Origin of the sequence: Serratia sp. 22278 (genome assembly GCF_052045405.1) — a bacterium.
In the GTDB taxonomy this organism is placed as follows: domain Bacteria; phylum Pseudomonadota; class Gammaproteobacteria; order Enterobacterales; family Enterobacteriaceae; genus Serratia; species Serratia marcescens.
In genome coordinates this window covers 184,055-205,537 of the sequence record NZ_JBQEOW010000005.1, presented here as the reverse complement: position 1 = coordinate 205,537, position 21,483 = coordinate 184,055, and the positions used below count along the sequence as shown (strand labels likewise).

Annotated in this window: 25 protein-coding genes and 1 tRNA gene; 19 read left to right on the top strand and 7 right to left on the bottom strand. The window is 59.1% G+C overall.

Features of this window, described 5'->3' with window-relative positions; all coding sequences use genetic code 11:
• The first annotated feature begins 125 nt into the window (after positions 1-125).
• From ACTJJ6_RS12625 to ruvX, 6 genes are all read left to right on the top strand, one after another.
• Positions 126-638 (top strand): SprT family zinc-dependent metalloprotease, encoded by a 513-nt coding sequence (locus ACTJJ6_RS12625; protein ID WP_016930082.1) that lies wholly within the window; start codon positions 126-128, stop codon positions 636-638.
• 101 nt (positions 639-739) lie between these two features.
• Entirely contained in the window at positions 740-1,435 is a 696-nt protein-coding gene (endA, locus tag ACTJJ6_RS12620; protein ID WP_049300546.1) for a deoxyribonuclease I, read from the top strand.
• 69 nt (positions 1,436-1,504) lie between these two features.
• On the top strand, positions 1,505-2,236 hold the full coding sequence (rsmE, locus tag ACTJJ6_RS12615; RefSeq protein ID WP_049300547.1) for a 16S rRNA (uracil(1498)-N(3))-methyltransferase: 732 nt from the start codon (positions 1,505-1,507) through the stop codon (positions 2,234-2,236).
• 10 nt (positions 2,237-2,246) lie between these two features.
• Entirely contained in the window at positions 2,247-3,197 is a 951-nt protein-coding gene (gene gshB / locus ACTJJ6_RS12610) for a glutathione synthase (protein ID WP_143779453.1), read from the top strand.
• Positions 3,198-3,343: 146 nt separating this feature from the next.
• Positions 3,344-3,907: a YqgE/AlgH family protein gene (locus tag ACTJJ6_RS12605; RefSeq protein WP_033635940.1), complete on the top strand. Its 564-nt coding sequence runs from the start codon at positions 3,344-3,346 to the stop codon at positions 3,905-3,907.
• Positions 3,907-4,329 carry a Holliday junction resolvase RuvX gene (ruvX, locus tag ACTJJ6_RS12600; protein ID WP_015379046.1) on the top strand — a complete coding sequence of 141 codons (423 nt, stop codon included), beginning with the start codon at positions 3,907-3,909 and terminating at the stop codon, positions 4,327-4,329. The genes ACTJJ6_RS12605 and ruvX overlap by 1 nt, the downstream gene beginning before the upstream one ends.
• Here ruvX and ACTJJ6_RS12595 read toward each other — a convergent pair.
• Positions 4,326-5,348, bottom strand: a complete 1,023-nt coding sequence (locus ACTJJ6_RS12595; RefSeq protein ID WP_440803614.1) for a type IV pilus twitching motility protein PilT — start codon at positions 5,346-5,348, stop codon at positions 4,326-4,328. The two genes, ruvX and ACTJJ6_RS12595, sit on opposite strands and share 4 nt — an antisense overlap.
• Positions 5,349-5,368: 20 nt before the next feature.
• Here ACTJJ6_RS12595 and ACTJJ6_RS12590 point away from each other — a divergent pair, with 20 nt between their 5' ends.
• Genes ACTJJ6_RS12590 through hemW form a run of 6 tightly spaced genes read left to right on the top strand, consistent with a single transcriptional unit; the run spans position 5,369 to position 9,537 of the window.
• Complete coding sequence (locus ACTJJ6_RS12590; RefSeq protein ID WP_049300549.1) at positions 5,369-6,076, top strand: YggS family pyridoxal phosphate-dependent enzyme; 708 nt, start codon at positions 5,369-5,371, stop codon at positions 6,074-6,076.
• A 19-nt stretch (positions 6,077-6,095) separates the two neighbouring features.
• Positions 6,096-6,917 (top strand): pyrroline-5-carboxylate reductase, encoded by an 822-nt coding sequence (gene proC / locus ACTJJ6_RS12585; protein ID WP_033639391.1) that lies wholly within the window; start codon positions 6,096-6,098, stop codon positions 6,915-6,917.
• Between the two features lie 31 nt (positions 6,918-6,948).
• The gene (locus ACTJJ6_RS12580) at positions 6,949-7,503 is read left to right on the top strand and encodes a YggT family protein (RefSeq protein ID WP_004937436.1); all 555 of its coding nucleotides are present in this window, start codon (positions 6,949-6,951) and stop codon (positions 7,501-7,503) included.
• Entirely contained in the window at positions 7,500-7,790 is a 291-nt protein-coding gene (yggU, locus tag ACTJJ6_RS12575; protein WP_004948014.1) for a DUF167 family protein YggU, read from the top strand. The genes ACTJJ6_RS12580 and yggU overlap by 4 nt, the downstream gene beginning before the upstream one ends.
• 18 nt (positions 7,791-7,808) lie before the next feature.
• Positions 7,809-8,402, top strand: a complete 594-nt coding sequence (locus ACTJJ6_RS12570) for an XTP/dITP diphosphatase (RefSeq protein WP_016930092.1) — start codon at positions 7,809-7,811, stop codon at positions 8,400-8,402.
• Positions 8,395-9,537 carry a radical SAM family heme chaperone HemW gene (hemW, locus tag ACTJJ6_RS12565; RefSeq protein ID WP_048796774.1) on the top strand — a complete coding sequence of 381 codons (1,143 nt, stop codon included), beginning with the start codon at positions 8,395-8,397 and terminating at the stop codon, positions 9,535-9,537. The genes ACTJJ6_RS12570 and hemW overlap by 8 nt, the downstream gene beginning before the upstream one ends.
• A gap of 36 nt (positions 9,538-9,573) precedes the next feature.
• Here the strand turns inward: hemW and ACTJJ6_RS12560 are convergent, their stop codons facing one another.
• From ACTJJ6_RS12560 to trmB, 5 genes are all read right to left on the bottom strand, one after another.
• Entirely contained in the window at positions 9,574-9,822 is a 249-nt protein-coding gene (locus tag ACTJJ6_RS12560; RefSeq protein ID WP_143779450.1) for a DUF2442 domain-containing protein, read from the bottom strand.
• A 90-nt stretch (positions 9,823-9,912) separates the two neighbouring features.
• Positions 9,913-10,635: a DUF2884 domain-containing protein gene (locus tag ACTJJ6_RS12555; RefSeq protein WP_033639389.1), complete on the bottom strand. Its 723-nt coding sequence runs from the start codon at positions 10,633-10,635 to the stop codon at positions 9,913-9,915.
• A 30-nt stretch (positions 10,636-10,665) separates the two neighbouring features.
• Complete coding sequence (glsB, locus tag ACTJJ6_RS12550) at positions 10,666-11,589, bottom strand: glutaminase B (RefSeq protein ID WP_004937414.1); 924 nt, start codon at positions 11,587-11,589, stop codon at positions 10,666-10,668.
• A 215-nt stretch (positions 11,590-11,804) separates the two neighbouring features.
• On the bottom strand, positions 11,805-12,131 hold the full coding sequence (locus ACTJJ6_RS12545) for a YggL family protein (protein ID WP_049300553.1): 327 nt from the start codon (positions 12,129-12,131) through the stop codon (positions 11,805-11,807).
• Complete coding sequence (gene trmB / locus ACTJJ6_RS12540; protein WP_016930097.1) at positions 12,131-12,850, bottom strand: tRNA (guanosine(46)-N7)-methyltransferase TrmB; 720 nt, start codon at positions 12,848-12,850, stop codon at positions 12,131-12,133. The genes ACTJJ6_RS12545 and trmB overlap by 1 nt, the downstream gene beginning before the upstream one ends.
• 177 nt (positions 12,851-13,027) lie before the next feature.
• On the opposite strand from trmB, the gene mutY reads away from it, so the two are divergent.
• From mutY to mltC, 3 genes are all read left to right on the top strand, one after another.
• Positions 13,028-14,128, top strand: coding sequence for an A/G-specific adenine glycosylase (gene mutY, locus ACTJJ6_RS12535; protein WP_004937408.1), 1,101 nt, complete (start codon positions 13,028-13,030; stop codon positions 14,126-14,128).
• On the top strand, positions 14,125-14,397 hold the full coding sequence (locus ACTJJ6_RS12530; RefSeq protein WP_004937404.1) for an oxidative damage protection protein: 273 nt from the start codon (positions 14,125-14,127) through the stop codon (positions 14,395-14,397). The genes mutY and ACTJJ6_RS12530 overlap by 4 nt, the downstream gene beginning before the upstream one ends.
• A 63-nt stretch (positions 14,398-14,460) precedes the next feature.
• A complete protein-coding gene (gene mltC, locus ACTJJ6_RS12525; RefSeq protein ID WP_004937402.1) occupies positions 14,461-15,537 on the top strand; it encodes a membrane-bound lytic murein transglycosylase MltC in 1,077 nt (358 codons plus the stop codon).
• 48 nt (positions 15,538-15,585) lie between these two features.
• On the opposite strand, the gene speF is transcribed toward mltC, so the two are convergent.
• Entirely contained in the window at positions 15,586-17,751 is a 2,166-nt protein-coding gene (gene speF, locus ACTJJ6_RS12520) for an ornithine decarboxylase SpeF (protein ID WP_440803720.1), read from the bottom strand.
• Positions 17,752-18,456: 705 nt separating this feature from the next.
• Here speF and ACTJJ6_RS12515 point away from each other — a divergent pair.
• From ACTJJ6_RS12515 to ACTJJ6_RS12500, 4 genes are all read left to right on the top strand, one after another.
• Positions 18,457-18,532 (top strand) — tRNA-Phe (locus ACTJJ6_RS12515).
• A gap of 456 nt (positions 18,533-18,988) precedes the next feature.
• A complete protein-coding gene (locus ACTJJ6_RS12510) occupies positions 18,989-19,471 on the top strand; it encodes an Hcp family type VI secretion system effector (RefSeq protein ID WP_004937362.1) in 483 nt (160 codons plus the stop codon).
• A 47-nt stretch (positions 19,472-19,518) separates the two neighbouring features.
• Positions 19,519-20,001 carry an Hcp family type VI secretion system effector gene (locus ACTJJ6_RS12505; protein ID WP_025304261.1) on the top strand — a complete coding sequence of 161 codons (483 nt, stop codon included), beginning with the start codon at positions 19,519-19,521 and terminating at the stop codon, positions 19,999-20,001.
• A 36-nt stretch (positions 20,002-20,037) separates the two neighbouring features.
• Positions 20,038-20,898, top strand: coding sequence for a hypothetical protein (locus ACTJJ6_RS12500; RefSeq protein ID WP_228009761.1), 861 nt, complete (start codon positions 20,038-20,040; stop codon positions 20,896-20,898).
• Positions 20,899-21,483: the final 585 nt, after the last annotated feature.

The following is a 21,483-nucleotide window of genomic DNA, read 5'->3' as shown; positions in this document are numbered from 1 at the left end:
CCATCGACGGCGATCGTCTTATCAATGTGGCGAAAAACCGGCGCACAGCGCCAAGAAAGCGTCGGATGCGGATTTAGGCCGGGGCATATTGTCAGCCGCCGCGCCATTGCTTAAGCTAGGCCGCAATGAACAAACCGAGAATCCCCATCGCGCTGCAACAAGCGGTGATGCGCTGCCTGCGAGAAAAGCTGCAGTTGGCACGCCGGCATTTTGCCGTCGAGTTCCCCGAACCCAGCATCGTCTATCAGCAACGCGGCACCAGCGCGGGCACCGCCTGGCTGCAAAGCTGGGAAATCCGTCTGAACCCGGTGCTGCTGCTGGAAAACCAACAGCCGTTTATCGATGAAGTGGTGCCGCACGAGCTGGCGCACCTGCTGGTGTTTCGCCAATTCGGCCGGGTGGCGCCGCACGGCCGCGAATGGCGCTGGATGATGGAAAGCGTACTGCTGACCCCCGCCAGCCGCACTCACCGTTTCGAAACCGCCTCGGTGCAAAGCAAAACCTTCCCCTACCGCTGCGGCTGCGGACAGCACCAGCTCACCATTCGCCGCCATAACCGCGTGCTGCGCGGCGAAAGCGAATACCGCTGCCGCCGGTGCGGCGAAAAACTGAAATTTCTTGCTAGCGAGAACCTTTAGTTAAACGATTTATACGTTAAAACAAGCAAATATCGCCATTTGCCACTGCCGGCAAGTTCCGTTACCCTGCCTGCTTTTCCAATTTTGAGCTGTTTTGGAATATGCTTCGCAGAATTTTGTTTATGGCGGTTTTCGCCGCAGGCGCCGTACAGGCGCACGGCATCAATAATTTTTCTCAGGCCAAGGCGGCGGCGGCCAAGATTAACCAGGATGCGCCGGGCAGTTTTTACTGCGGCTGCCGCATCGACTGGCAAGGCAAGAAGGGCATCCCAGATCTCGCCGGCTGCGGCTATCAGGTGCGTAAAAACGCCCAACGCGCGCAGCGTATCGAGTGGGAACACGTGGTGCCGGCCTGGCAGTTCGGCCACCAGCTGCAGTGCTGGCAGGACGGCGGGCGCAAGAACTGCAACAAAGACGCCACCTATCGCCAGATCGAAACCGATCTGCACAACCTGCAGCCGGCGATCGGCGAAGTGAACGGCGACCGCAACAACTTCATGTACAGCCAATGGAACGGCGGCGCGGGCCAGTACGGGCAATGCCCGATGAAGGTGGATTTCAAGAATAAACAGGCGGAGCCGCCCGCCCGCGCGCGCGGCGCCATTGCCCGCACCTACTTCTACATGCGCGATCGCTACCAGCTGCGGCTGTCACGCCAGCAAACCCGGCTGTTCGAGGTGTGGAACCGGCAATATCCGGTGAGCCAATGGGAATGTCAGCGCGAAGCACGTATCGCCAAGGTGCAGGGCAACCACAACCCCTATATTCAACAGGCTTGTCAGCAGCGGAAAAGCTAACCTACTATAGCCTTTATCTTTCATGGCGCCGCCAACCCGCGGCGCCGTTTCGTCAGGATCAGACTACCCATGCGCATACCCCGCATTTACCATCCGCAGCCGTTGACCGACCGGGCGGAGATCGCCCTCAGCGAGGACGCCGCCAACCACGTCGGGCGCGTGCTGCGCATGAGCGCCGGCCAGGCGCTGCAGCTGTTCGACGGCAGCAACCAGGTGTTCGACGCCGAGATAGTCCGGGTGGACAAAAAGAGCGTGCTGGTGCGCCTCGGCGACGGCCGCGTGGATGACATCGAATCGCCGCTCAACCTGCACCTGGGCCAGGTGATCTCGCGCGGCGAGAAGATGGAGTTCACCATCCAGAAATCCATCGAGCTGGGCGTCAACGTCATCACCCCGCTGTTTTCCGAGCGCTGCGGCGTGAAGTTGGACGGCGAGCGTCTGGCGAAGAAAATCCAGCAATGGCAAAAGATTGCCATCGCTGCCTGCGAACAGTGCGGCCGCAACCGCATTCCCGAAATCCGCGAGGCGATGTCGCTGGAAGCCTGGTGCGCCGAGCAGGACGGCAGCCTGAAACTCAACCTGCACCCGCGCGCCAGCCACAGCATCAACACGCTGCCGCAGCCGGTGGATCATGTTCGCCTGCTGATCGGCCCGGAAGGCGGTTTGTCCGCCGACGAAATCGCCATGACCACCGACCACGGATTTACTGATATTCTGCTGGGACCACGCGTTCTGCGTACCGAAACCACAGCGCTCACCGCCATTACCGCTCTGCAGGTCCGCTTCGGCGACCTGGGTTAAAGGAGAAAAGATGATTAAGCTCGGCATCGTGATGGATCCTATCGATTCCATCAACATCAAGAAAGACACCAGCTTCGCCATGCTGCTCGAAGCGCAGCGCCGCGGTTACGAATTGCACTACATGGAGATGAACGATCTCTATCTGCACGCCGGTGACGGGCGCGCGCGCACCCGCCTGCTGAGCGTGAAGGAAGACAAGGAGAGCTGGTTCAGCTTCGGCGCCGAGCAGGATCTGGCGCTGCACGAACTGGACGTGATCCTGATGCGCAAGGATCCGCCGTTCGATACCGAATACATCTATGCGACCTACATTCTGGAACGCGCCGAAGTTAAAGGCACGCTGGTGGTCAACAAGCCGCAAAGTCTGCGCGACTGCAACGAGAAGCTGTTCACCGCCTGGTTCTCGGAACTGACGCCGGATACGCTGGTCAGCCGCAGCGCCGCGCACATCCGCGAATTCCACCAGCAGCACGGCGACATCATCCTGAAACCGCTGGACGGCATGGGCGGCGCGTCTATCTTCCGCGTGAAGCAGGACGATCCTAACCTGTCGGTGATCATCGAAACCCTGACCGAACACGGCAGCCGTTTCTGCATGGCGCAGAACTTCCTGCCGGCGATCAAGGACGGCGACAAACGCATCCTGGTGGTGGACGGCGAGCCGGTGCCTTACTGCCTGGCGCGCATTCCGGCGCAGGGCGAGACCCGCGGCAACCTGGCGGCCGGCGGCCGCGGCGAAGCGCGCCCGCTGAGCGAAAGCGACTGGAAAATCGCCCGCGCCGTCGCCCCGACGCTGAAAGAGAAAGGGCTGATCTTCGTCGGCCTGGACGTGATCGGCGATCGCCTGACCGAGATCAACGTGACCAGCCCAACCTGCGCACGCGAGATTGAGGCGGCATTCCCGATTTCGATTACCGGCATGCTGATGGACGCGATTGAAAAGCGCCTGGCGGCGAAGTAATGCGTCATGCGGGCGGTATGCCGCCCGCTATCCCGTATCGCGCCCGCCAAAGCGCGCCTTTCGGCAACGGCTTGAAAGGCGGCGGGTATAGCCGCATACTGGCGGCTGTTTATTTTCTCACCCATTGATTACCTTATACTAACGCCATGAATTTACAGCACCATTTTCTGATCGCCATGCCAACGCTGCAGGATCCTCGCTTCAAACGCTCGGTGATTTACGTCTGCGAGCATAACGAAGAAGGCGCCATGGGTTTGGTGATCAATAAACCGGTGGAGCAGTTCACGGTAGCCACGGTGCTGAGCAAGCTGAAGATCATGCCGCCTGCGCGCGATCCGGCCATCAGCCTGGACAAGCCGGTGTTCGCCGGCGGCCCCCTGGCGGACGATCGCGGGTTTATCCTGCATACGCCGCGCCACGGCTTCGGCGCCAGCATTCAAATTTCGCCCAACACCATGATCACCACCTCGAAAGACGTGCTGGAAACGCTCGGCACGCCAGAGCAACCGGACGACGTGCTGGTGGCACTGGGTTATGCGGGTTGGGAAAAGGGCCAGTTGGAGCAGGAAGTATTGGAAAACGCCTGGCTGACCATCGAAGCCAACACCGACATTTTGTTCCGCACGCCGATCGCCAGCCGCTGGCGCGAGGCGGGGAACCTTTTGGGTATCGACATTCGCAGCATCGCCAACCACGCAGGACACGCCTGATGAGCAACCGCACCATTATCGCCTTCGACTTCGGCACCAAAAGCATCGGCGCGGCCGTCGGCCAGGAGTTGACCGGCAGCGCCCGCGCCTTGCCGGCTTTCAAAGCGCAGGACGGCTCGCCGGACTGGCTGAAAATCGAAAAGCTGCTGAAGGAGTGGCAACCGGATTTGGTGGTGGTCGGCCTGCCGCTGAACATGGATGGCACCGAACAACCCGTTACCGCCCAGGCGCGCAAGTTCGCCAACCGCCTGCACGGCCGCTTCGGCATCCAGATCGATCTGCATGACGAGCGTCTGAGCACCGTGGAGGCGCGCGCCAACCTGTTCGATCGCGGCGGCTTCCGCGCGCTCGACAAAGGCAGCGTGGATTCCGCCTCGGCGGTGGTTATCCTCGAAAGCTGGTTCGAACGGCAGCTGGGCTAAACGCCCGTTCCCTCCCCCGCGCAGTCCCCCAACACACCGGCGTCGATCCGCTGCTGCAAACCTTGCTCAAAGGTTTGCATGCCGGACTGCGCGCCGGTTTGCAACACGCTCGCCAACTGATGCGTTTTCCCTTCACGGATCAGGTTGCTGACCGCCGCCGTCGCCGTCAGCACTTCAAAGATCGCCACGCGTCCGCCGCCGGGGCGCCTCATCAGCTTTTGCGCGATCACCGCCTGCAGGCTGCCGGCCAGCTGGGCGCGCACATAGGGTTTCTCTTCCGCGGGAAACACGTCCACCAGCCGTTCTACCGCCTGCGCCGCGCTGCGGGTATGCAGCGTCGCCAGCACCAGGTGGCCGGTCTCCGCCGCAGTGAGCGCCAGCCGGATGGTGGCGGTATCGCGCAGCTCGCCCAGCAGGATCACATCCGGATCTTCGCGCAGCGCGGCGCGCAACGCCGCATCGAAGCTGTGGCTGTCGCGGCCGATCTCCCGCTGCTGGATCAGCGATCGCCGGCTGCGGTGCAGGAACTCGATCGGATCCTCCAGCGTCAAAACGTGCCGCTGCTGGTGCCGGTTGATCTCGTCGATCATCGCCGCCAACGTGGTGGACTTGCCGCTGCCGGTGGCGCCGGTGACCAGGATAAGCCCGTTGTCGCGCCGCAGCAACGCCGGGACAATGGCCGGCGCCGCCAGCTCGGCAAGCGAAGGCGATTGCGCGGCGATACGCCGCAACGCGAGAGAAATCCCCGCGCTTTGTTGAAAAACGTTGGCCCGCAGCCGCTCCCCGCCCGGCCTGTGCAACGCCAGATCGACCTGCCCCAGCCGCCGCAGGCTCTCGCGCTGCTGCGCATTCAGCAATCCGTCGCAGAGGGCCTGCACGCCTTGCGCCGTCAGCGTTGGCGCCGCCGCCAGCGGCTGCAGTTCACCGTCGATGCGCAACATCGGCGGATGACCGGCACAAAGGTGCAGATCGGAAGCATTATGCTTTACACTAAGGGCCACGAATTCATCGATATCCATATCACTCTCCCGGGTCAATAATGAGCACTATCCAACAGAACCTGCAGGATGTCAGAAACCGCATCGCGGCCGCCGCGCGAAATTGCGCGCGGGCGCCGGAAGAAGTTGCTCTGCTTGCAGTCAGCAAAACCAAACCTGTGGCGGCGATCGAAGAAGCCATCGCCGCCGGCCAGCGCGCCTTCGGCGAGAACTACGTGCAGGAAGGGGTAGACAAGATCCGGCATTTCGCCGAGTCGCCGCAGGGCGATGAGTTGGTGTGGCACTTTATCGGCCCGCTGCAATCCAATAAGAGTCGGCTGGTGGCGGAACATTTCGCCTGGTGTCATACCGTGGATCGGCTGCGCATCGCCCAGCGCCTGAGCGATCAGCGCCCGGCCGACATGCCGCCGCTCAACGTGCTGATTCAAATCAACATCAGCGACGAGCAAAGCAAATCCGGCATTGCGTTGGCCGAGCTGCCGGCGTTGGCCGACGCGATCGTCGCGCTGCCGAACCTGACGCTGCGCGGCCTGATGGCCATCCCGGCGCCGGAAGCGGATTATCAGCGGCAGTTGGCGGTATTCAGCCGGATGAACGACGCCTTTCTCGCCCTGCGCCAGCGTTATCCGCAGGCCGATACGCTGTCGATGGGCATGACGGACGATATGGCGGCGGCGATCGCCGCAGGCAGCACCCTGGTGCGCATCGGCACCGCAATTTTTGGCGCCCGCGACTACTCGCAGGCCTGACACACAGACGAGGGATTTGATGCAACATCGCAAGATTACCTTTATCGGCGCCGGCAACATGGCGCGTGCAATCATCGCCGGCCTGGTGGCGGGCGGCTATCCAGCCAAATCCATCAGCGTCTGCGCCCCCTCGGCGAAAAACCGTGACGCACTGGCGGCGGACTACGGCATCGTCAGCAGCGGCGACAACGTCGCCTGCGCGCGCGAGGCCGAGGTGGTGGTGCTGGCGGTCAAACCGCAGCTGATGGCCGACGTTTGCCAGCCGCTGCGCGAGCAGGTCGATTTCAGCGGCAAGCTGGTGCTGTCGATCGCCGCCGGCATTCAGGTCAGCCGTTTCTATCAGCTGCTCGGCGACAAGCTGGACATCGTGCGCATCATGCCCAACACTCCGTCGCTGGTCGGCAAGGGCATGAGCGGGCTGTACGCGCCGGCGCAGGTCAGCCAGCGGGATCGCGATTACACCGGCGATTTAATGGCGTCGGTCGGTAAAGTTTGCTGGGTCGATGACGAAAATGGCATCAACGGCGTGATCGCCGCCGCGGGCAGCGCCCCGGCCTATTTCTTCCTGTTTATGGAGGCGATGCAAAAAGAGGCCGAGCGCATGGGCTTCGACAGCCAGACCGCGCGCGATCTGGTGCAACAGGCCGCTTCCGGCGCCGCCGCATTGGTGGAAGCCAACCCGGATACGCCGCTGGGCACGCTGCGCGAACAGGTGACCTCCAAAGGCGGCACTACCGCCGAAGCGCTGCGGGTGTTCAACGAACGCCAACTGCCGGAAACCGTGGGGCAAGCGATGCAGGCCGCCGTTTCCCGCGCCCAAGAGATGGAAAAATTATTTTAAATAACCGCGAGTTAAGGAGAAGGACCACTTCATGCTAACGCTGACTTTCCTGGTCAAGACCGTTATTGATCTGTACGTGATGGTGCTGTTGCTGCGCATTTGGATGCAGTGGGCGCGCACCGATTTTTACAACCCGTTCTCACAGTTTGTGGTGAAGATCACCCAGCCGGTGGTCGGCCCACTGCGCCGCATCATCCCGTCACTGGGGCCCATCGACAGCGCTTCGCTGCTGCTGGCGTTCCTGCTGATGACCATCAAGTACCCGCTGCTGCTGCTGATTCAGGGCGGCGCGATGTCGCTCAGCCCGTATAACCTGCTGTTCGGTCTGATCTCGCTGGTGAAGTCCGCCGGCTACCTGATCTTCTGGGTGATGATCATTCGTGCGCTGATGAGCTGGGTAAGCCAGGGCCGCAGCCCGATCGACTACGTGATGTACCAACTGACCGAACCCTTGATGGCGCCGATCCGTCGCATCATCCCGGCGATGGGCGGCATCGACTTTTCCGCCATGGTAGTGATCCTGATCCTCTATCTGATCAACTACCTGGGCATGGATCTGTTCGGCGAGATCTGGTTCCTGCTGTGAGTGCGGTCACTCCGGTGCTGGACGGGCTGGCGATCAGGCTATATATTCAGCCGAAAGCCAGCCGCGACCAAATTATCGGCTTGCATGGCGACGAACTAAAAGTCGCCATCACCGCCCCGCCGGTCGACGGCCAAGCCAACGCCCATCTGATCAAGTTTATCGCCAAGCAGTTCAAAGTGGCGAAAAGCAACGTCACCATCGAGAAAGGCGAACTGGGGCGGCATAAACAGTTACGCATCGTGAATCCGCAACAGATCCCCGCCGTGGTCGCGGCGCTCATCGAATAATTTTCAAGGTAGTCACTTATGCAAAAAGTCGTTCTTGCCACCGGTAACCCGGGCAAAGTGCGCGAACTTGCCGACCTGTTGGCCGATTTCGGCCTGGACGTGGTCGCGCAAACCGATCTGGGCGTGGAATCCGCCGAAGAAACTGGCCTGACGTTTATCGAAAACGCCATCCTGAAAGCGCGCCATGCGGCACAGGTCACCGGCCTGCCGGCGATCGCCGACGACTCCGGTCTGGCAGTGGACGCGCTGGGCGGCGCGCCGGGCATCTACTCCGCACGCTATGCCGGCGAAGATGCCGACGATCGGCAAAACCTCGACAAGCTGCTGGCGGCGTTGAAAGACGTGGCGCCGGGCCGGCGCGGCGCGCAATTCCATTGCGTGCTGGTCTATCTGCGCCATGCGGCAGACCCGACGCCACTGGTGTTCCACGGCAGTTGGGCCGGCGAAATCACTGAGCAGGCCGCCGGTGAAGGCGGCTTCGGTTACGACCCTGTCTTCTACGTGCCGGAGCTGGGCCGCACCGCCGCCGAGCTAAGCCGCGACGAGAAGCGGGCGATTTCGCACCGCGGCAAGGCGCTGAAGCTGATGTTGGAAGCCATGCGCAATGCTTAAGCTGCCCCCGCTGAGTCTCTACATCCATATCCCGTGGTGCGTGCAGAAATGCCCGTACTGTGACTTCAACTCCCATGCGCTGAAGGGTGACGTGCCGCATCAGGAGTACGTCGATCATCTGTTGGCGGATCTGGATGCCGACCTGCCGCTGGCCGGCGGCCGGGAAATCAGCACTATCTTTATCGGCGGCGGCACCCCCAGCCTGCTGAGCGCCGAGGCGATGCAGGCCTTGCTGGACGGGGTGCGGGCGCGCATTCGCGTCGCCGACGACGCCGAAATCACCATGGAGGCTAACCCCGGCACCGTGGAAGCCGATCGTTTCAGCGGCTACCAGCGCGCCGGCGTCAACCGCATCTCCATCGGGGTGCAAAGCTTCAGCGCCGAGAAGTTGAACCGTCTGGGGCGCATCCACGGCCCGGAAGAAGCCAAACGCGCGGCGACGCTGGCGACCGGCCTTGGCCTGCGCAGCTTCAACCTCGATCTGATGCATGGCCTGCCGGATCAGTCGCTGGAAGAGGCGCTGGACGATCTGCGCCAGGCGATCGCCCTCAATCCGCCGCACCTGTCGTGGTATCAGCTGACCATCGAGCCGAACACCCTGTTCAGCTCACGCCCGCCGGTCTTGCCGGACGACGACGCGCTGTGGGACATCTTCGAGCGCGGCCACCAGCTGCTGAGCGCCGCCGGATACCAGCAGTATGAAACCTCGGCCTACGCCAAGCCGGGCTACCAATGCCAGCACAATCTCAACTACTGGCGCTTCGGCGACTATCTGGGGATCGGCTGCGGCGCGCACGGCAAGGTGACCTTCAGCGACGGGCGCATCCTGCGCACCGCCAAGACCAAGCACCCGCGCGGCTTTATGCGCGGCGACTACATGGACAAGCAGCATGAGGTGGCGGCGGCGGATCGGCCGTTCGAGTTCTTCATGAACCGCTTCCGCCTGCTGGAAGCCGCGCCGCGCGCCGACTTCGTCAACTACACCGGGCTGGCGGAAAGCGTCATTCGCCCGCAGTTGGACGAGGCGCTGGCCAAAGGCTATCTGGAAGAAACCGCGGAGCATTGGCAAATTACCGAGAAGGGCAAGCTGTTCCTCAACTCGCTGCTGGAACTGTTCCTGGCGGACGACGAATAAAAAAAAGCGCTGAATGATCAGCGCTTTTTTTCATGTTCAGGCGGCATTATGAGGGCGATGCGTCACGTCGCCACGCCCCTTCAGCAATCCCTCAACGGAAACATCCTCGTCCAACGCCTCCCAATGGATGCCGCGAGCGCTGAGCTCATACCCCGCCCGCTGTTCTTGCGTCGCATTCAACAAACGCGGAAACCAGGCCAGTGGCACGCCAATAATTCGGGCGTCGCTCAGTTCGACCCACATCGTCGCATCGTCAAAGCTGACGCGTTTAGCCGAAATACTCAAGCCAAGCCTCCAAAAACAATGCCTGATAGGTATCAACCAGAATTTCGCTTCGCCTCAGCGTCTCTGATATGGATATGCGATATCTATCCGTTACTTCAACGCCTTCAGCAGATCCTTGCGCTGGGTTTCCAGTGCGGTGACGCGGTTGCACACGTCATGACCGAAGTTCTGGAAGTCCTGCTCCTGATTGTTCCATTCGTTCTGGATCGCCTTCTGCAAGCCGCCCAGGTTGCCCATGATCGCCTGCAGCGGGTTGCCGCCGCTATTGGCGGCCTGTTTGACGCCCATCTCGTTCAGGCTGTCCTGCAGCACGCCGCCCATGCTCTGCTGCACGATGTTGCGGCCGTCCTGTTCCACCTGGTCAATCGCCTGGTGGTGGAAGGTCAGACCGTCGCTGCGGTGCTCGATGATGCGGTTCATCTGCTGTTTCAGTTGGCCGTTCAGGGTGGTCAGCCGGTTGCGCACGTTGCTGTTGCTGCCCAGCTCTTTAACGATCACTTTATCCAGCGCTGCGCGGGCTTTCTCCAGGTGTTTCTGCGCGCCGTCGTCGATCCACGGCAGTTGCTTGCGCAAGGCGCTCTGGTAACTGAAGGCTTTCTGCCGCTGGCTGTCGTTCAGGCTCAGCGCCTGGCCGTTGCGGATCACGTCGCCATCCGGCGATATTTGCAGGTCGCCGCTGGCGCCTTTCACCTGCACGCTCTGCGGGCTGATGATCACATCGTCTTGGGGTTTAACGCTGCATTGGTACTCGGCGTGGGCCTGCGCGGCAGTCGCCGCCAGCAGCAGTAAGGCTAACCCGGTTTTCTTCAACATAGCTTCTCCTGACTCCCATCCAGACTGGGATTAAAAAATCGAACGACCGATACGTTGAGACAACAGTTCCAGCGCCGCAGTTCCCGCCAGCGAGTTGCCGGAAGCATCCAGCTCCGGCGACCAAACGACGATCGACAGCTCGTCCGGCACGATGGCCACGATGCCGCCGCCCACGCCAGACTTGCCCGGCATCCCCACCCGATAGGCGAATTCGCCGGCGCCGTCGTACATGCCGCTGGTCATCATCAGGGCGTTGATCTGCCGGGCCTGCAGCGGGCTGATCACCGCCTCGCCGCTGAGATCGCGGCCGTGATTGGCCAGATAGACGAAGCTGCGCGCCAGTTCCACGCAGCTCATGCGCAGCGCGCAGTAGTGGAAATAGGTTTGCAGCACGGTGATGACGTCGTTTTCGAAGTTGCCGAACGATTTCATCAGATAGGCGATGGCCGCATTGCGATCGGAGTGTTCGAACTCGGAGCGCGCCACCCGCAGGTCATAGGCCAGGTCGTCTTCGCCGGCCAACTGACGCACCACCTCCAGCATGCGCTGTTTGGGGGCGCTGAGCCGGGTTTGCAGCATGTCGCACACCACCAGCGCGCCGGGGTTGATAAACGGATTGCGCGGTTTGCCCTGTTCCATCTCCAGCTGCAGCAGCGAATTGAACGGCAGGCCGGAAGGCTCTTTGCCGACGCGCCGCCAGATCTCAGGCTCCTGATAGCGCGTCAGCGCCAGCGTCAGGCTCAGCACTTTGGAGATCGACTGGATGGAGAAGCGCTCCGCGGCGTCGCCGGCCTGGAACAGTTCGCCATCCACCGTACACACGGCGATCGCCAGCCGATCGGCGGGCACTTCCGCCAACGCCGGGATGTAGTCGGCCACTTTTCCCTGGCCAATCAGCGGGCGCACCTGTTGCAGGATCTCTTCCAGCAACGCGTTATCCAATGTTGTTACCACCTCGGTCACACTCCGGGCAAAACAAAGGCGCCGTTAAGGCACCTTAAATCCATCCCCGTCATACTTGAATCCGCATCTGTGTTGGCTGCGAGCGCTCACCCCAGTCACTTACTGAAGTAAGCTCCTGGGGAATCACCCTCTTGCCGCCGTGATGCGAATCCAATTATTTAGGGGGAAATAAGCGGCGCGAAGCCGCGCTCATCGGGCAGCCGCGATCAATCCCACCAGATATCGAACAGATCGCTGACCTTAACGTCGGTCAGTTTGCGCGCTTCCAGCCAGCTTTTCACCAGTTCGCGATGCTCGTCGGTGCAGTGGCCGATCTTCTGCAGGCAGATCAGACCTTCCCACTGCAGGTAGCCGCTGCCGTCAAACGCCAGGCCGTTCGGCTCGATCACTTCATCGATGAAGGTATCCAGCGTGCTGTCGATGTCTTCCACCGACGTGCCTTCGGCGAAGCGCCAGGCTACGGAGAAACCCAGCTCCTGAAATTCTTCAATGTGCAACTTTTTACGTAAACGACGACTGCGGTTCTTAGCCATTATTCTTTCCTCTCAAACATCAAGTCCCAAACGCCATGTCCCAGGCGCTGGCCGCGTAATTCAAATTTCGTCAATGGGCGCGAATCCGGACGCGGCACATAATCATTATCGCTGGAAAGATTACGGTAGCCTGCGACCCCGTTCATAACCTCTAACATATGTTCCGCATAAGGTTGCCAATCGGTGGCCATGTGGAAGACCCCGCCGGTCTTCAGCTTGCGCAGCACCAGTTCGACAAACGGCGTTTGCACGATGCGGCGCTTATTGTGGCGCGCCTTGTGCCACGGATCGGGGAAGAACAGCTGCACCATGTCCAGCGAGCCGTCCGGGATCATGTTTTCCAGCACTTCAACCGCATCGTGGCACATCACGCGCAGGTTGCTCAGCTTCGCCTCGTGGGCGTCGGCCAGGCAGGCGCCCACGCCCGGCGAGTGCACTTCGATCCCTAAAAAGTTCTGCTGCGGATTATTGCCCGCCATGGTCACCAGCGAGGCGCCCATGCCAAAACCGATCTCCAGCACCGTCGGCGCTTCGCGGCCGAACAGCGCGGCGAGATCGACAGCCTCAGCCTGATACTCCACGCCCATCACCGGCCAATAGTTCTCCAGCGCGTGCTGCTGGCCTTTGGTCAGCCGCCCCTGGCGGCGGACAAAACTGCGGATACGGCGCATCGCGCGGCCGTTCTCATCAAATTCCGGGGAGATGACGTCATTAATCATAGTGCTTTCTGTCTGTTTGGCTGCCAATTAGGGAAACGCGCATTATGCAAAGATACATTGGTTTAGCAAGTGTTCATCTTCTGTACCCGCCGTGCGGCGTCGGAAAGTTCCGGTTTACAGCACCATGACTCTATGCTGCAATCTCGCTTCATTTTCTGCCGGATAACGACGCTGCTCATGATGCAAGCACAACAATTCGCACAGGTGGTGCTTGACTGGTATCAGCGCTACGGCCGCAAAACCCTGCCGTGGCAGCTGGAAAAAACCGCCTATCAAGTATGGCTCTCCGAGGTGATGTTGCAACAGACCCAGGTTGCCACCGTCATTCCTTATTTTCAGCGCTTTATGGCCCGTTTTCCCAACGTGCGCGCGCTGGCGGAAGCCCCGCTGGACGAAGTGCTGCATCTGTGGACCGGCCTCGGCTATTACGCCCGCGCCCGCAACCTGCACAAAGCGGCGCAGACCATTGTCGCACAGCACGGCGGCGAGTTCCCGACAACCTTCGCAGAAATCGCCGATTTACCGGGCGTCGGCCGTTCCACCGCCGGCGCGGTGCTGTCGTTGGCGCTGGGCCAACACTATCCGATCCTCGACGGCAACGTGAAGCGCGTGCTGGCCCGCTGCTACGCGGTGGAAGGCTGGCCGGGCAAAAAAGAGGTCGAAAACCGGCTGTGGAAAATCAGCGAAGAGGTCACCCCGGCGCAGGGCGTCGGCCAGTTCAACCAGGCGATGATGGATCTGGGCGCCATGGTCTGCACCCGTTCCAAGCCCAAGTGCGAACTCTGCCCGCTCAACGTCGGCTGTCTGTCTTACGCCAATCACAGCTGGGCCAACTACCCCGGCAAGAAACCCAAACAGACCCTGCCGGAAAAAACCGCCTACTTCTTATTGCTGCAGCACGGCGACCGCGTGTGGCTGGAACAGCGCCCGGCGGTGGGCCTGTGGGGCGGCCTGTTCTGCTTCCCGCAGTTCAGCGCGCGCGTGGATTTGGAACTCTGGCTGCAGCAGCGCGGTCTGAAAGGCAAGCGCCTGGAACAGCTGACCGCATTTCGCCACACGTTCAGCCATTTCCATCTCGATATCGTGCCGATGTGGCTGTCGCTCGACGCGGCGGGCAGCGGCATGGATGAGGGCGCGGGTCTCTGGTATAACTTAGCGCAGCCGCCGTCGGTCGGGCTGGCAGCGCCGGTGGATCGCCTGTTGCAACAGCTGGCGAAGCAGCCCCCGATCCAACAAAACTTATATGGCGATAGCGCCATCGACGAGGAATTAGCATGAGCCGCACCATTTTTTGTACTTTCCTGCAGCGCGACGCCGAAGGCCAGGACTTCCAGCTTTATCCCGGCGACGTCGGCAAGCGCATCTACAACGAGATCTCCAAGGAAGCCTGGGGCGAGTGGATGAAGAAGCAGACCATGCTGATCAACGAGAAGAAGCTGAACATGATGAACGTGGATGACCGCAAACTGCTGGAAGAGGAAATGATCAAGTTCCTGTTCGAAGGGCACGACGTGCACATCGAAGGCTATACGCCGCCAAGCGAATAACGCTGTTGGGGCCAGGCGCTGGCCCGCTTCAATCCTCTTATACTTCTTCCAAACGGCTTTAAGATGAAGAAAATTTTAGCTTTGCTCGTAATAGCGCCTTTGCTGATCTCCTGTTCCGGCAAAAAAAGTGAAGAAATCAACGAAGCCTGGATCAAAGACACCAACGGCTTCGACATTCTGATGGGGCAATTCGCTCACAACATCGAGAACATCTGGGGTCTGAACGAAGTTCTGATCGCCGGGCCGAAAGACTACGTCAAATATACCGACCAATACCAAACCCGCAGCCACATCAACTTCGACACCGGCGCCATCACCATCGAGACCATCGCCACCACCGATCCGGCCGCGCACCTGCGCCAGGCGATCATCAGCACGCTGCTGATGGGTGACGATCCGGGCTCCATCGATCTCTATTCCGACGCCAACGATATCCAGATCAGCAAAGAGCCGTTCCTGTACGGCCAGGTGCTGGATAACAAAGGCGCGCCGATCCGCTGGGAATGGCGCGCGGCGCACTTCGCCGATTACCTGCTGCAGACCAAGCTGCAAAAACGCACCTCCGGCCTGCACGTCATCTACTCGGTCACCATCCAGCTGGTGCCGAACCACCTGGACAAACGTGCGCACAAATATCTGCCGATGGTGCGCAAGGCGTCGGAAAAATACGGCGTGGACGAATCGCTGATCCTGGCAATCATGCAGACCGAATCGAGCTTCAACCCCTATGCGGTGAGCGGTTCGGATGCGCTGGGCCTGATGCAGGTGGTGCAGCACACCGCCGGTAAGGATGTGTTCCAGATGCGCGGCAAATGGGGCACCCCGAGCCGCAGCTATCTGTTCGATCCGGAGAACAACATCGACACCGGCACCGCCTACCTGGCGATCCTGCAAAACAACTACCTGGGCGGCATTCAGAACCCGACCTCGCGCCGCTATGCGGTGATCACCGCCTACAACGGCGGCGCCGGCAGCGTGCTGCGGGTGTTCTCCAGCGACAGGACGCGCGCGGTGGGCATCATCAACGGCATGCAGCCGGGCGACGTGTACCAAACGCTGACCACCAAGCACCCGGCCGCCGAGTCGCGCCGCTATCTGGTGAAAGTGAATACCGCGCAGAAGAGCTACCGCAGGAAGTAGCGCTTCCCGCGTGGATGGAAGAAGGGCCGGTGCGAACCGGCCCTTTTTTCATGGCTTGATCATATAGCCGAAGATGCGCTTCCAGCCGTGATCTTTTTTCTCGATGTAGACCCCCTGCAGCTCCGGCGAGAAGCCCGGCAGGCGGTTGATGCCCTCCTCCAGCGCCAGGAAGTAGCGCTGCGCCGCGCCGCCCCACACTTCGCCCGGCACCACGCACAGTACGCCCGGCGGGTACGGCAGGGCCCCCTCCGCCGCAATGCGCCCTTCCGCCTGGCCGATCGGAACCAGCTCGACGTTGTCGCGGATAAACTCCACGTTGGCGTCCTGCGGGTTCATCACCACCGGCGGGAAATGATCCTGACGGAACATCTCCTTTTGCAGCTGCTTGACGTCAAAGCTGACGTACAGATCGTGCATCTCCTGACACAGCTGGCGAATGCTGTAGCCGCGGTAACGCTGCTCGTTCTTGCGGTACACAGTCGGCAGCACCACGCTCAGCGGCGCATCCACTTCGACATAACGTTCGAACTGCGCCAGCATCTCCACCAGTTGTTCCATCTTGGCCGGGTTCTCCGCCGGGGTCAGCAGGAACAGGATCGAGTTGAGATCGCACTTCTCCGGCACGATGCCGTTCTCGCGCAGGAAGTTGGCCAGAATGGTGGCCGGCACGCCGAACTCGGTGTATTGGCCGGTCGAAGCGTCGATGCCCGGCGTGGTCAGCAGCAGCTTGCACGGATCCACCAGATACTGGTCCTGGGCATAGCCTTCAAAGCCGTGCCACGTCTCCCCCGGCACGAAGGTGAAGAAGCGCGCGTCGTTGGCGATCAGATCGGTATCGTAATCCTGCCAGTCTTTGCCCGCCACCTGCAGCGGAATAAACGGCTTCAGCTGCGAGCAGCGCGTGAGCAGCTGTTTGCGCGTCTCGATGCCCAGCTTGACGCAGTCCATCCACATGCGGCGCCCGGCGGCGCCGGCGTGCATCTTGGCGTTGACGTCCAGCGCGGCGAACAGCGGATAGAACGGGCTGGTCGACGCATGCAGCATGAATGCGTTGTTCAGGTGCTTGTGGTTGCAGTGGCGCTTTTGCCCTTTGATGTGGTCGTCTTTCTTGTGGATCTGCGAGGTCTGCGAGAACCCCGCCTGCTGTTTATGCACCGACTGGGTGACGAAGATCCCCGGATCGTGCTCGTCCAGCTCCAGCAGCAGCGGCGAGCACTCTTTCAGCATCGGAATAAAGCCTTCGTAGCCCACCCAGGCGGAGTCGAACAGGATGTAGTCGCACAGGTGGCCGATGGTGTCGATCACCTGGCGAGCGTTGTAAATCGTGCCGTCGTAAGTGCCGAGCTGAATGATCGCCAACCGGAACGGCCGCGCCGCCGCGGCTTTCTCCGGCGCCACCTCGCGGATCTGCTCGCGCAGATAGCGTTCGTCGAAGCAGTGCGCATCGATGCCGCCGATAAAGCCGAACGGGTTGCGGGCGGTTTCCAGATAGATCGGCGTGGCGCCGGCCTGGATCAGCGCCCCGTGGTGGTTGGATTTGTGGTTGTTGCGATCGAACAGTACCAGATCGCCGCGGGTCAGCAGCGCGTTGGTCACCACCTTGTTGGCCGCCGAGGTGCCGTTGAGCACGAAGTAGGTTTTATCGGCGTTGAACACCCGCGCCGCGTGCTTTTGCGCATCCTTGGCCGAGCCTTCGTGGATCAGCAGATCGCCCAACTTGACGTCGGCGTTGCACATATCGGAACGGAACAGGGTCTCGCCGTAGAAATCAAAAAACTGCCGGCCGGCCGGGTGTTTGCGGAAGAACTCGCCGCCCTGATGCCCTGGGCAGGCGAAGGTCGAGTTTTCCATCTCGACGTAGGTCTTCAGCGTTTTGAAGAACGGCGGCAGCAGCGCCTGCTCATAGGCGTCGGCGGCGGCCTCCAGCTGCGCCATGTAGAACGGCTTGCTGGCGCCGGCCAGCAGCGCGAAAACCCCACTGACAAACGGCAGATAGTCCGGCGAGAGATGCTCGTCCCCTTCCACCGCCACGAAGGTCGGAATGTCGAACCCCGTCGCCTGCAAACGCGCCAGAATGCCGGCGTTCACGTCGGCGACCGACACCACCACCGCCGCTACGTCGGTGTAGTCCGTCTGCTCTACGCGCACGATCTGGCGCAGCGTCTCAATGGTGGCGACCAGGCTGGCGCTGGTCGCGATTTTCAATTCTTTCATCATGCTGACTCTCAAACGGTGAAGGATGAGGGTGTGCCACCGGCACGGTAATGAGATAACGCGGTTATCCCGGTAAAAGCGATACCCGGGCACGGCAGCATAAGCGGCGTGCGTGACCGGCTCATGATCGGGGATCATGAGGCGGCTATCGGGGGAACTGGTCTTGGCAGCGTCCGACAGGCATCAGTAAAATCAGGGCCGCAGCGCTGGCTTTACGCATGCCTAACAGCGAGCGTCAGGCGGCCTTACCGCATGGCCGGCAGGCGTATTCGGGCGGATGACGTGCGGAGGAAACAACGGCGGAACGGTGGCGGCGTCAGATGTCTGGTGCGCAGCAGCGCTTGAGCAACAAAACCAGTCATGCCAATAACCCTCTGGCTTATAAGAAGCGGGAACACCGTTAGCGAACGGAGAGTGCTAAAATTTGCGCAATGATTGCATGATTCGTTGCGGGGTTCAAGCGAGAATCGTCTTGATTGAACGTCCGTTGACCAAGACATAATCCATTGTTATTTAATTGAAAAATAATAAATGGCGCGTTCTAGAGTAGTATAAATACACGTTTTATATGCATATTTATTGAATGAGGATATCCTCCCGTCCCCCGCCCCTCCGGGCTCGCTGCCTGAAAATAGAGCAACCGATCGGCTTTGTGACAGAAAGCGATTGACGCCATCCGGCCAATACGGTTTAATGCGCCCCGTTGCCCGGATAGCTCAGTCGGTAGAGCAGGGGATTGAAAATCCCCGTGTCCTTGGTTCGATTCCGAGTCCGGGCACCATATTTAGAGAACCCAGCCTATGGCTGGGTTTTTGCTTTTCAGGGACTGGACTCTCCATCGAACTACGTTCGATTATTCGGTCTGAAGACCTCACCCTGCGGGCCAGCGCTCAAGCGCCACCGCATCATCCGATGGATGTGCAATTTCGCATTACAGATGCCACTTTCACGAAAGGCCCGCCCCCCAATCCCCGACCACCCAAGCGTCAAACGAGCGCACGCCTATTCTCCGTTTATCGAGTGTTTTATTGTCATTCGGTGATGGAATATAGCCACGAACCTATAACGGTATCACTTTGTTAAATCACAACATATTGGATTAAAACTAGGAAAATTCCGAATAAAAACAACATTGCTGTTAATTCATTCATATAAGGCTATGCTGAATTTTACCCATTGATAAGACATTTTTAACCTATTCCGCTACCAACGCGAAATAATGGAGAATCCGACGACAATGGCAATTGATATGTATATGAAAGTTGAAGGAATGACGGGTGAGTCCCAAGACAGCAATCATAAAGGATGGACCGACGTACTTTCGTTTAACTGGGGGGCTTCACAGCCAGGAAATATGGCTGTCGGCGGTGGGGGCGGTTCCGGGAAAGTGAATTACCAAGACCTCCGTATTCAAGCGCTTATCGACAAATCTACGCCCGCCATTCTTAAATATTGTTCCAGTGGAAAACATGTCGCGAAAATCGAGCTTTCCGTCTGCAAAGCGGGCGGCAACCAGGTGGAATATTCCAAAATCGTTCTCGAAGACGTGCTGGTGACGCAAACCGATTTTAACGGTGTCGGTCAAAATGATGCGATCCTGGTTGATTACGCCTTCCAGGCGTCAAAAGTCACCATGAGTTACTGGGAACAAGGCAGCAGCGGCACTAAAGGCGCGGAAAGCAAATCTGGTTGGGATATCAAGCAGAATAAAGAGAGCTAAGCGCATTCGGGCACCTAACAATACGTTAATGATCGGGTGATAAAATCATGGCAATGGATATGTTTTTAAAAGTTGAAGGCATTAATGGCGAATCGAAAAATGCGAATCACAAGCAATGGATCGATGTCTTTTCCTTTAACTGGGGCGCGCGGCAGCCTGGCAATATGGCCGTTGGCGGCGGCGGCGGTGCGGGTAAAGTAAATTTTCGCGATCTGACCGTACAGGCTCTGATAGATAAAGCGACTCCTGCCTTATTGAAATACTGCTCGGCCGGTAAACACCTCGCCAAAGTGCAGTTGTCGCTTTGCAAAGCCGGTGGGCAGGAAGTGGAATATACCCGTATTACCCTGGAAGATGTATTAGTGACTCATACCGACTTCATCGGTGTCGAGCACGGTTCCACGCTAGGCATTGAATACTCTTTTCAGGCCGGTAAAGTATCGATGGAATATTGGGAGCAAGCGAAGCAAGGCAATAAAGGAGCTTCGGTGCAGATGGGCTGGGATATTAAGCAAAATAAAGAAAGCTAATCACATTACGGTGCATATCGTAATGGCGGGGGGATTATGGCATTTCCTAAGTCACATGAAATTTTAGCTCTGACATCGCAACACGAATCGAATAATCGGGTGTCAGCCAACTTTTTGACCCGTGAGATTTTAAATGAGGCTCTGATCCTCGTCAGGTCTCTGTCACCAGAAGAAGTCTTTCGATTAACAAAAACGGAGACCGGACAGATCGCGTTTACGCTGGGTGAACTCAAAGATGAAAACAACCGCCGGCTGACAGCCAATAATATTGAGTCAGGACAACGACCAGGCGGAAGAATTAATCACCTGGATAACCGCATTAATGTCTCTTTTCCCGGAACCTCATGGCAAATGGGGGCACGTGTTCAGCATTTTGAGAATATCGCATCGAGTACCGTCGGCGGAGCCGGACTGGTTTTGATCGCGGGATTATGGACGGGGGCCGGTTCTGGCGTAGGCAGCATTTTAGGCAGAAATGCCGCCCAGCTCGCGGTAGTGACTGGCACTTATTTGGGTAAACGCTTCGTGACCAATAAAACCATGGTCGTGAATCAGATGGCGGCGCATATCAAAAACCTTGCCGATATGTTTAACTCCACCCACAACGCCTTTAATGATTTCAAGTTCGAAAGCGCAGCCAAACGCGCACAATACAGTCCCGATCCTCAGGCAGAGCACCCTATTACTTTTGAACAGAAAGTCACGGATAACAATGCAGTTCCTGCTAATCATACCGCTGCCATTCAGGCTATCGTGCGCCGTTTTGTGACGGGAACCTACCAACGTGTCGATATCGTCGGCCAGGGCGATATGTTTATAAAAGTCTTTTTCAGCGATGGGGAACTGGACATTTCGCAAGCCCAGTATGACTACCTCAGCAATTTGAAGCTCCCGTGATTGATCAACCTGGCAGGTCTTCACGGTTTTGGCGCAACGGTTGTCATTCTGTCCAGCGCGCAAAAATGCCCCGAGCTGACCAAAAGATTTTTATTGTCGGTAAGAATGGTCAATGATGATGACAAGGCAGATTGCCGGATCGGACGCGATCGTTGCGCCAGCGTGGCCAGGTTTTTTCACACTCGGCTCGAGCAAGCGTCCTCTCCGGCCAGCCTTTGTCCGGCATTAATTAAACGAATCCTGACCCCGGTAGTTAACGCGAACCATCCGCGCCCATTAGGGTGATGCAACTCGGGGTAAAATATTGCCGTTCGGGGGGCAACAAGAGGAGATAAAGGTACAGAAGCGTGCGTATCACCTCAGTGAAAGAGTGTGATACTCTGCCGCAAAAAACAAAATAACACGTTGAATTAAATGATAAAAACCATCTCACAACGCACAAATTTCATAATTTCACTTCCGATTTCATCTTTGCAAAAAGCATCCTGCCTCTAATATCACGTTATTTCACCTTCCCCGCGCCTATTTTAAGGCTATTCTAAGCAACGAATACACCGATCCCGGCAATGCAATGGCATATACACC

Coding starts and splice junctions, on each gene's coding strand:
- ACTJJ6_RS12625 (WP_016930082.1), top strand. CDS start 126: ATGAACAAACCGAGAATCCCCATCGCGCTGCAACAAGCGGTGATGCGC.
- endA (WP_049300546.1), top strand. CDS start 740: ATGCTTCGCAGAATTTTGTTTATGGCGGTTTTCGCCGCAGGCGCCGTA.
- rsmE (WP_049300547.1), top strand. CDS start 1,505: ATGCGCATACCCCGCATTTACCATCCGCAGCCGTTGACCGACCGGGCG.
- gshB (WP_143779453.1), top strand. CDS start 2,247: ATGATTAAGCTCGGCATCGTGATGGATCCTATCGATTCCATCAACATC.
- ACTJJ6_RS12605 (WP_033635940.1), top strand. CDS start 3,344: ATGAATTTACAGCACCATTTTCTGATCGCCATGCCAACGCTGCAGGAT.
- ruvX (WP_015379046.1), top strand. CDS start 3,907: ATGAGCAACCGCACCATTATCGCCTTCGACTTCGGCACCAAAAGCATC.
- ACTJJ6_RS12595 (WP_440803614.1), bottom strand. CDS start 5,348: ATGGATATCGATGAATTCGTGGCCCTTAGTGTAAAGCATAATGCTTCC.
- ACTJJ6_RS12590 (WP_049300549.1), top strand. CDS start 5,369: ATGAGCACTATCCAACAGAACCTGCAGGATGTCAGAAACCGCATCGCG.
- proC (WP_033639391.1), top strand. CDS start 6,096: ATGCAACATCGCAAGATTACCTTTATCGGCGCCGGCAACATGGCGCGT.
- ACTJJ6_RS12580 (WP_004937436.1), top strand. CDS start 6,949: ATGCTAACGCTGACTTTCCTGGTCAAGACCGTTATTGATCTGTACGTG.
- ACTJJ6_RS12570 (WP_016930092.1), top strand. CDS start 7,809: ATGCAAAAAGTCGTTCTTGCCACCGGTAACCCGGGCAAAGTGCGCGAA.
- hemW (WP_048796774.1), top strand. CDS start 8,395: ATGCTTAAGCTGCCCCCGCTGAGTCTCTACATCCATATCCCGTGGTGC.
- ACTJJ6_RS12555 (WP_033639389.1), bottom strand. CDS start 10,635: ATGTTGAAGAAAACCGGGTTAGCCTTACTGCTGCTGGCGGCGACTGCC.
- ACTJJ6_RS12545 (WP_049300553.1), bottom strand. CDS start 12,131: ATGGCTAAGAACCGCAGTCGTCGTTTACGTAAAAAGTTGCACATTGAA.
- trmB (WP_016930097.1), bottom strand. CDS start 12,850: ATGATTAATGACGTCATCTCCCCGGAATTTGATGAGAACGGCCGCGCG.
- mutY (WP_004937408.1), top strand. CDS start 13,028: ATGATGCAAGCACAACAATTCGCACAGGTGGTGCTTGACTGGTATCAG.
- ACTJJ6_RS12530 (WP_004937404.1), top strand. CDS start 14,125: ATGAGCCGCACCATTTTTTGTACTTTCCTGCAGCGCGACGCCGAAGGC.
- mltC (WP_004937402.1), top strand. CDS start 14,461: ATGAAGAAAATTTTAGCTTTGCTCGTAATAGCGCCTTTGCTGATCTCC.
- speF (WP_440803720.1), bottom strand. CDS start 17,751: ATGAAAGAATTGAAAATCGCGACCAGCGCCAGCCTGGTCGCCACCATT.
- ACTJJ6_RS12510 (WP_004937362.1), top strand. CDS start 18,989: ATGGCAATTGATATGTATATGAAAGTTGAAGGAATGACGGGTGAGTCC.
- ACTJJ6_RS12505 (WP_025304261.1), top strand. CDS start 19,519: ATGGCAATGGATATGTTTTTAAAAGTTGAAGGCATTAATGGCGAATCG.
- ACTJJ6_RS12500 (WP_228009761.1), top strand. CDS start 20,038: ATGGCATTTCCTAAGTCACATGAAATTTTAGCTCTGACATCGCAACAC.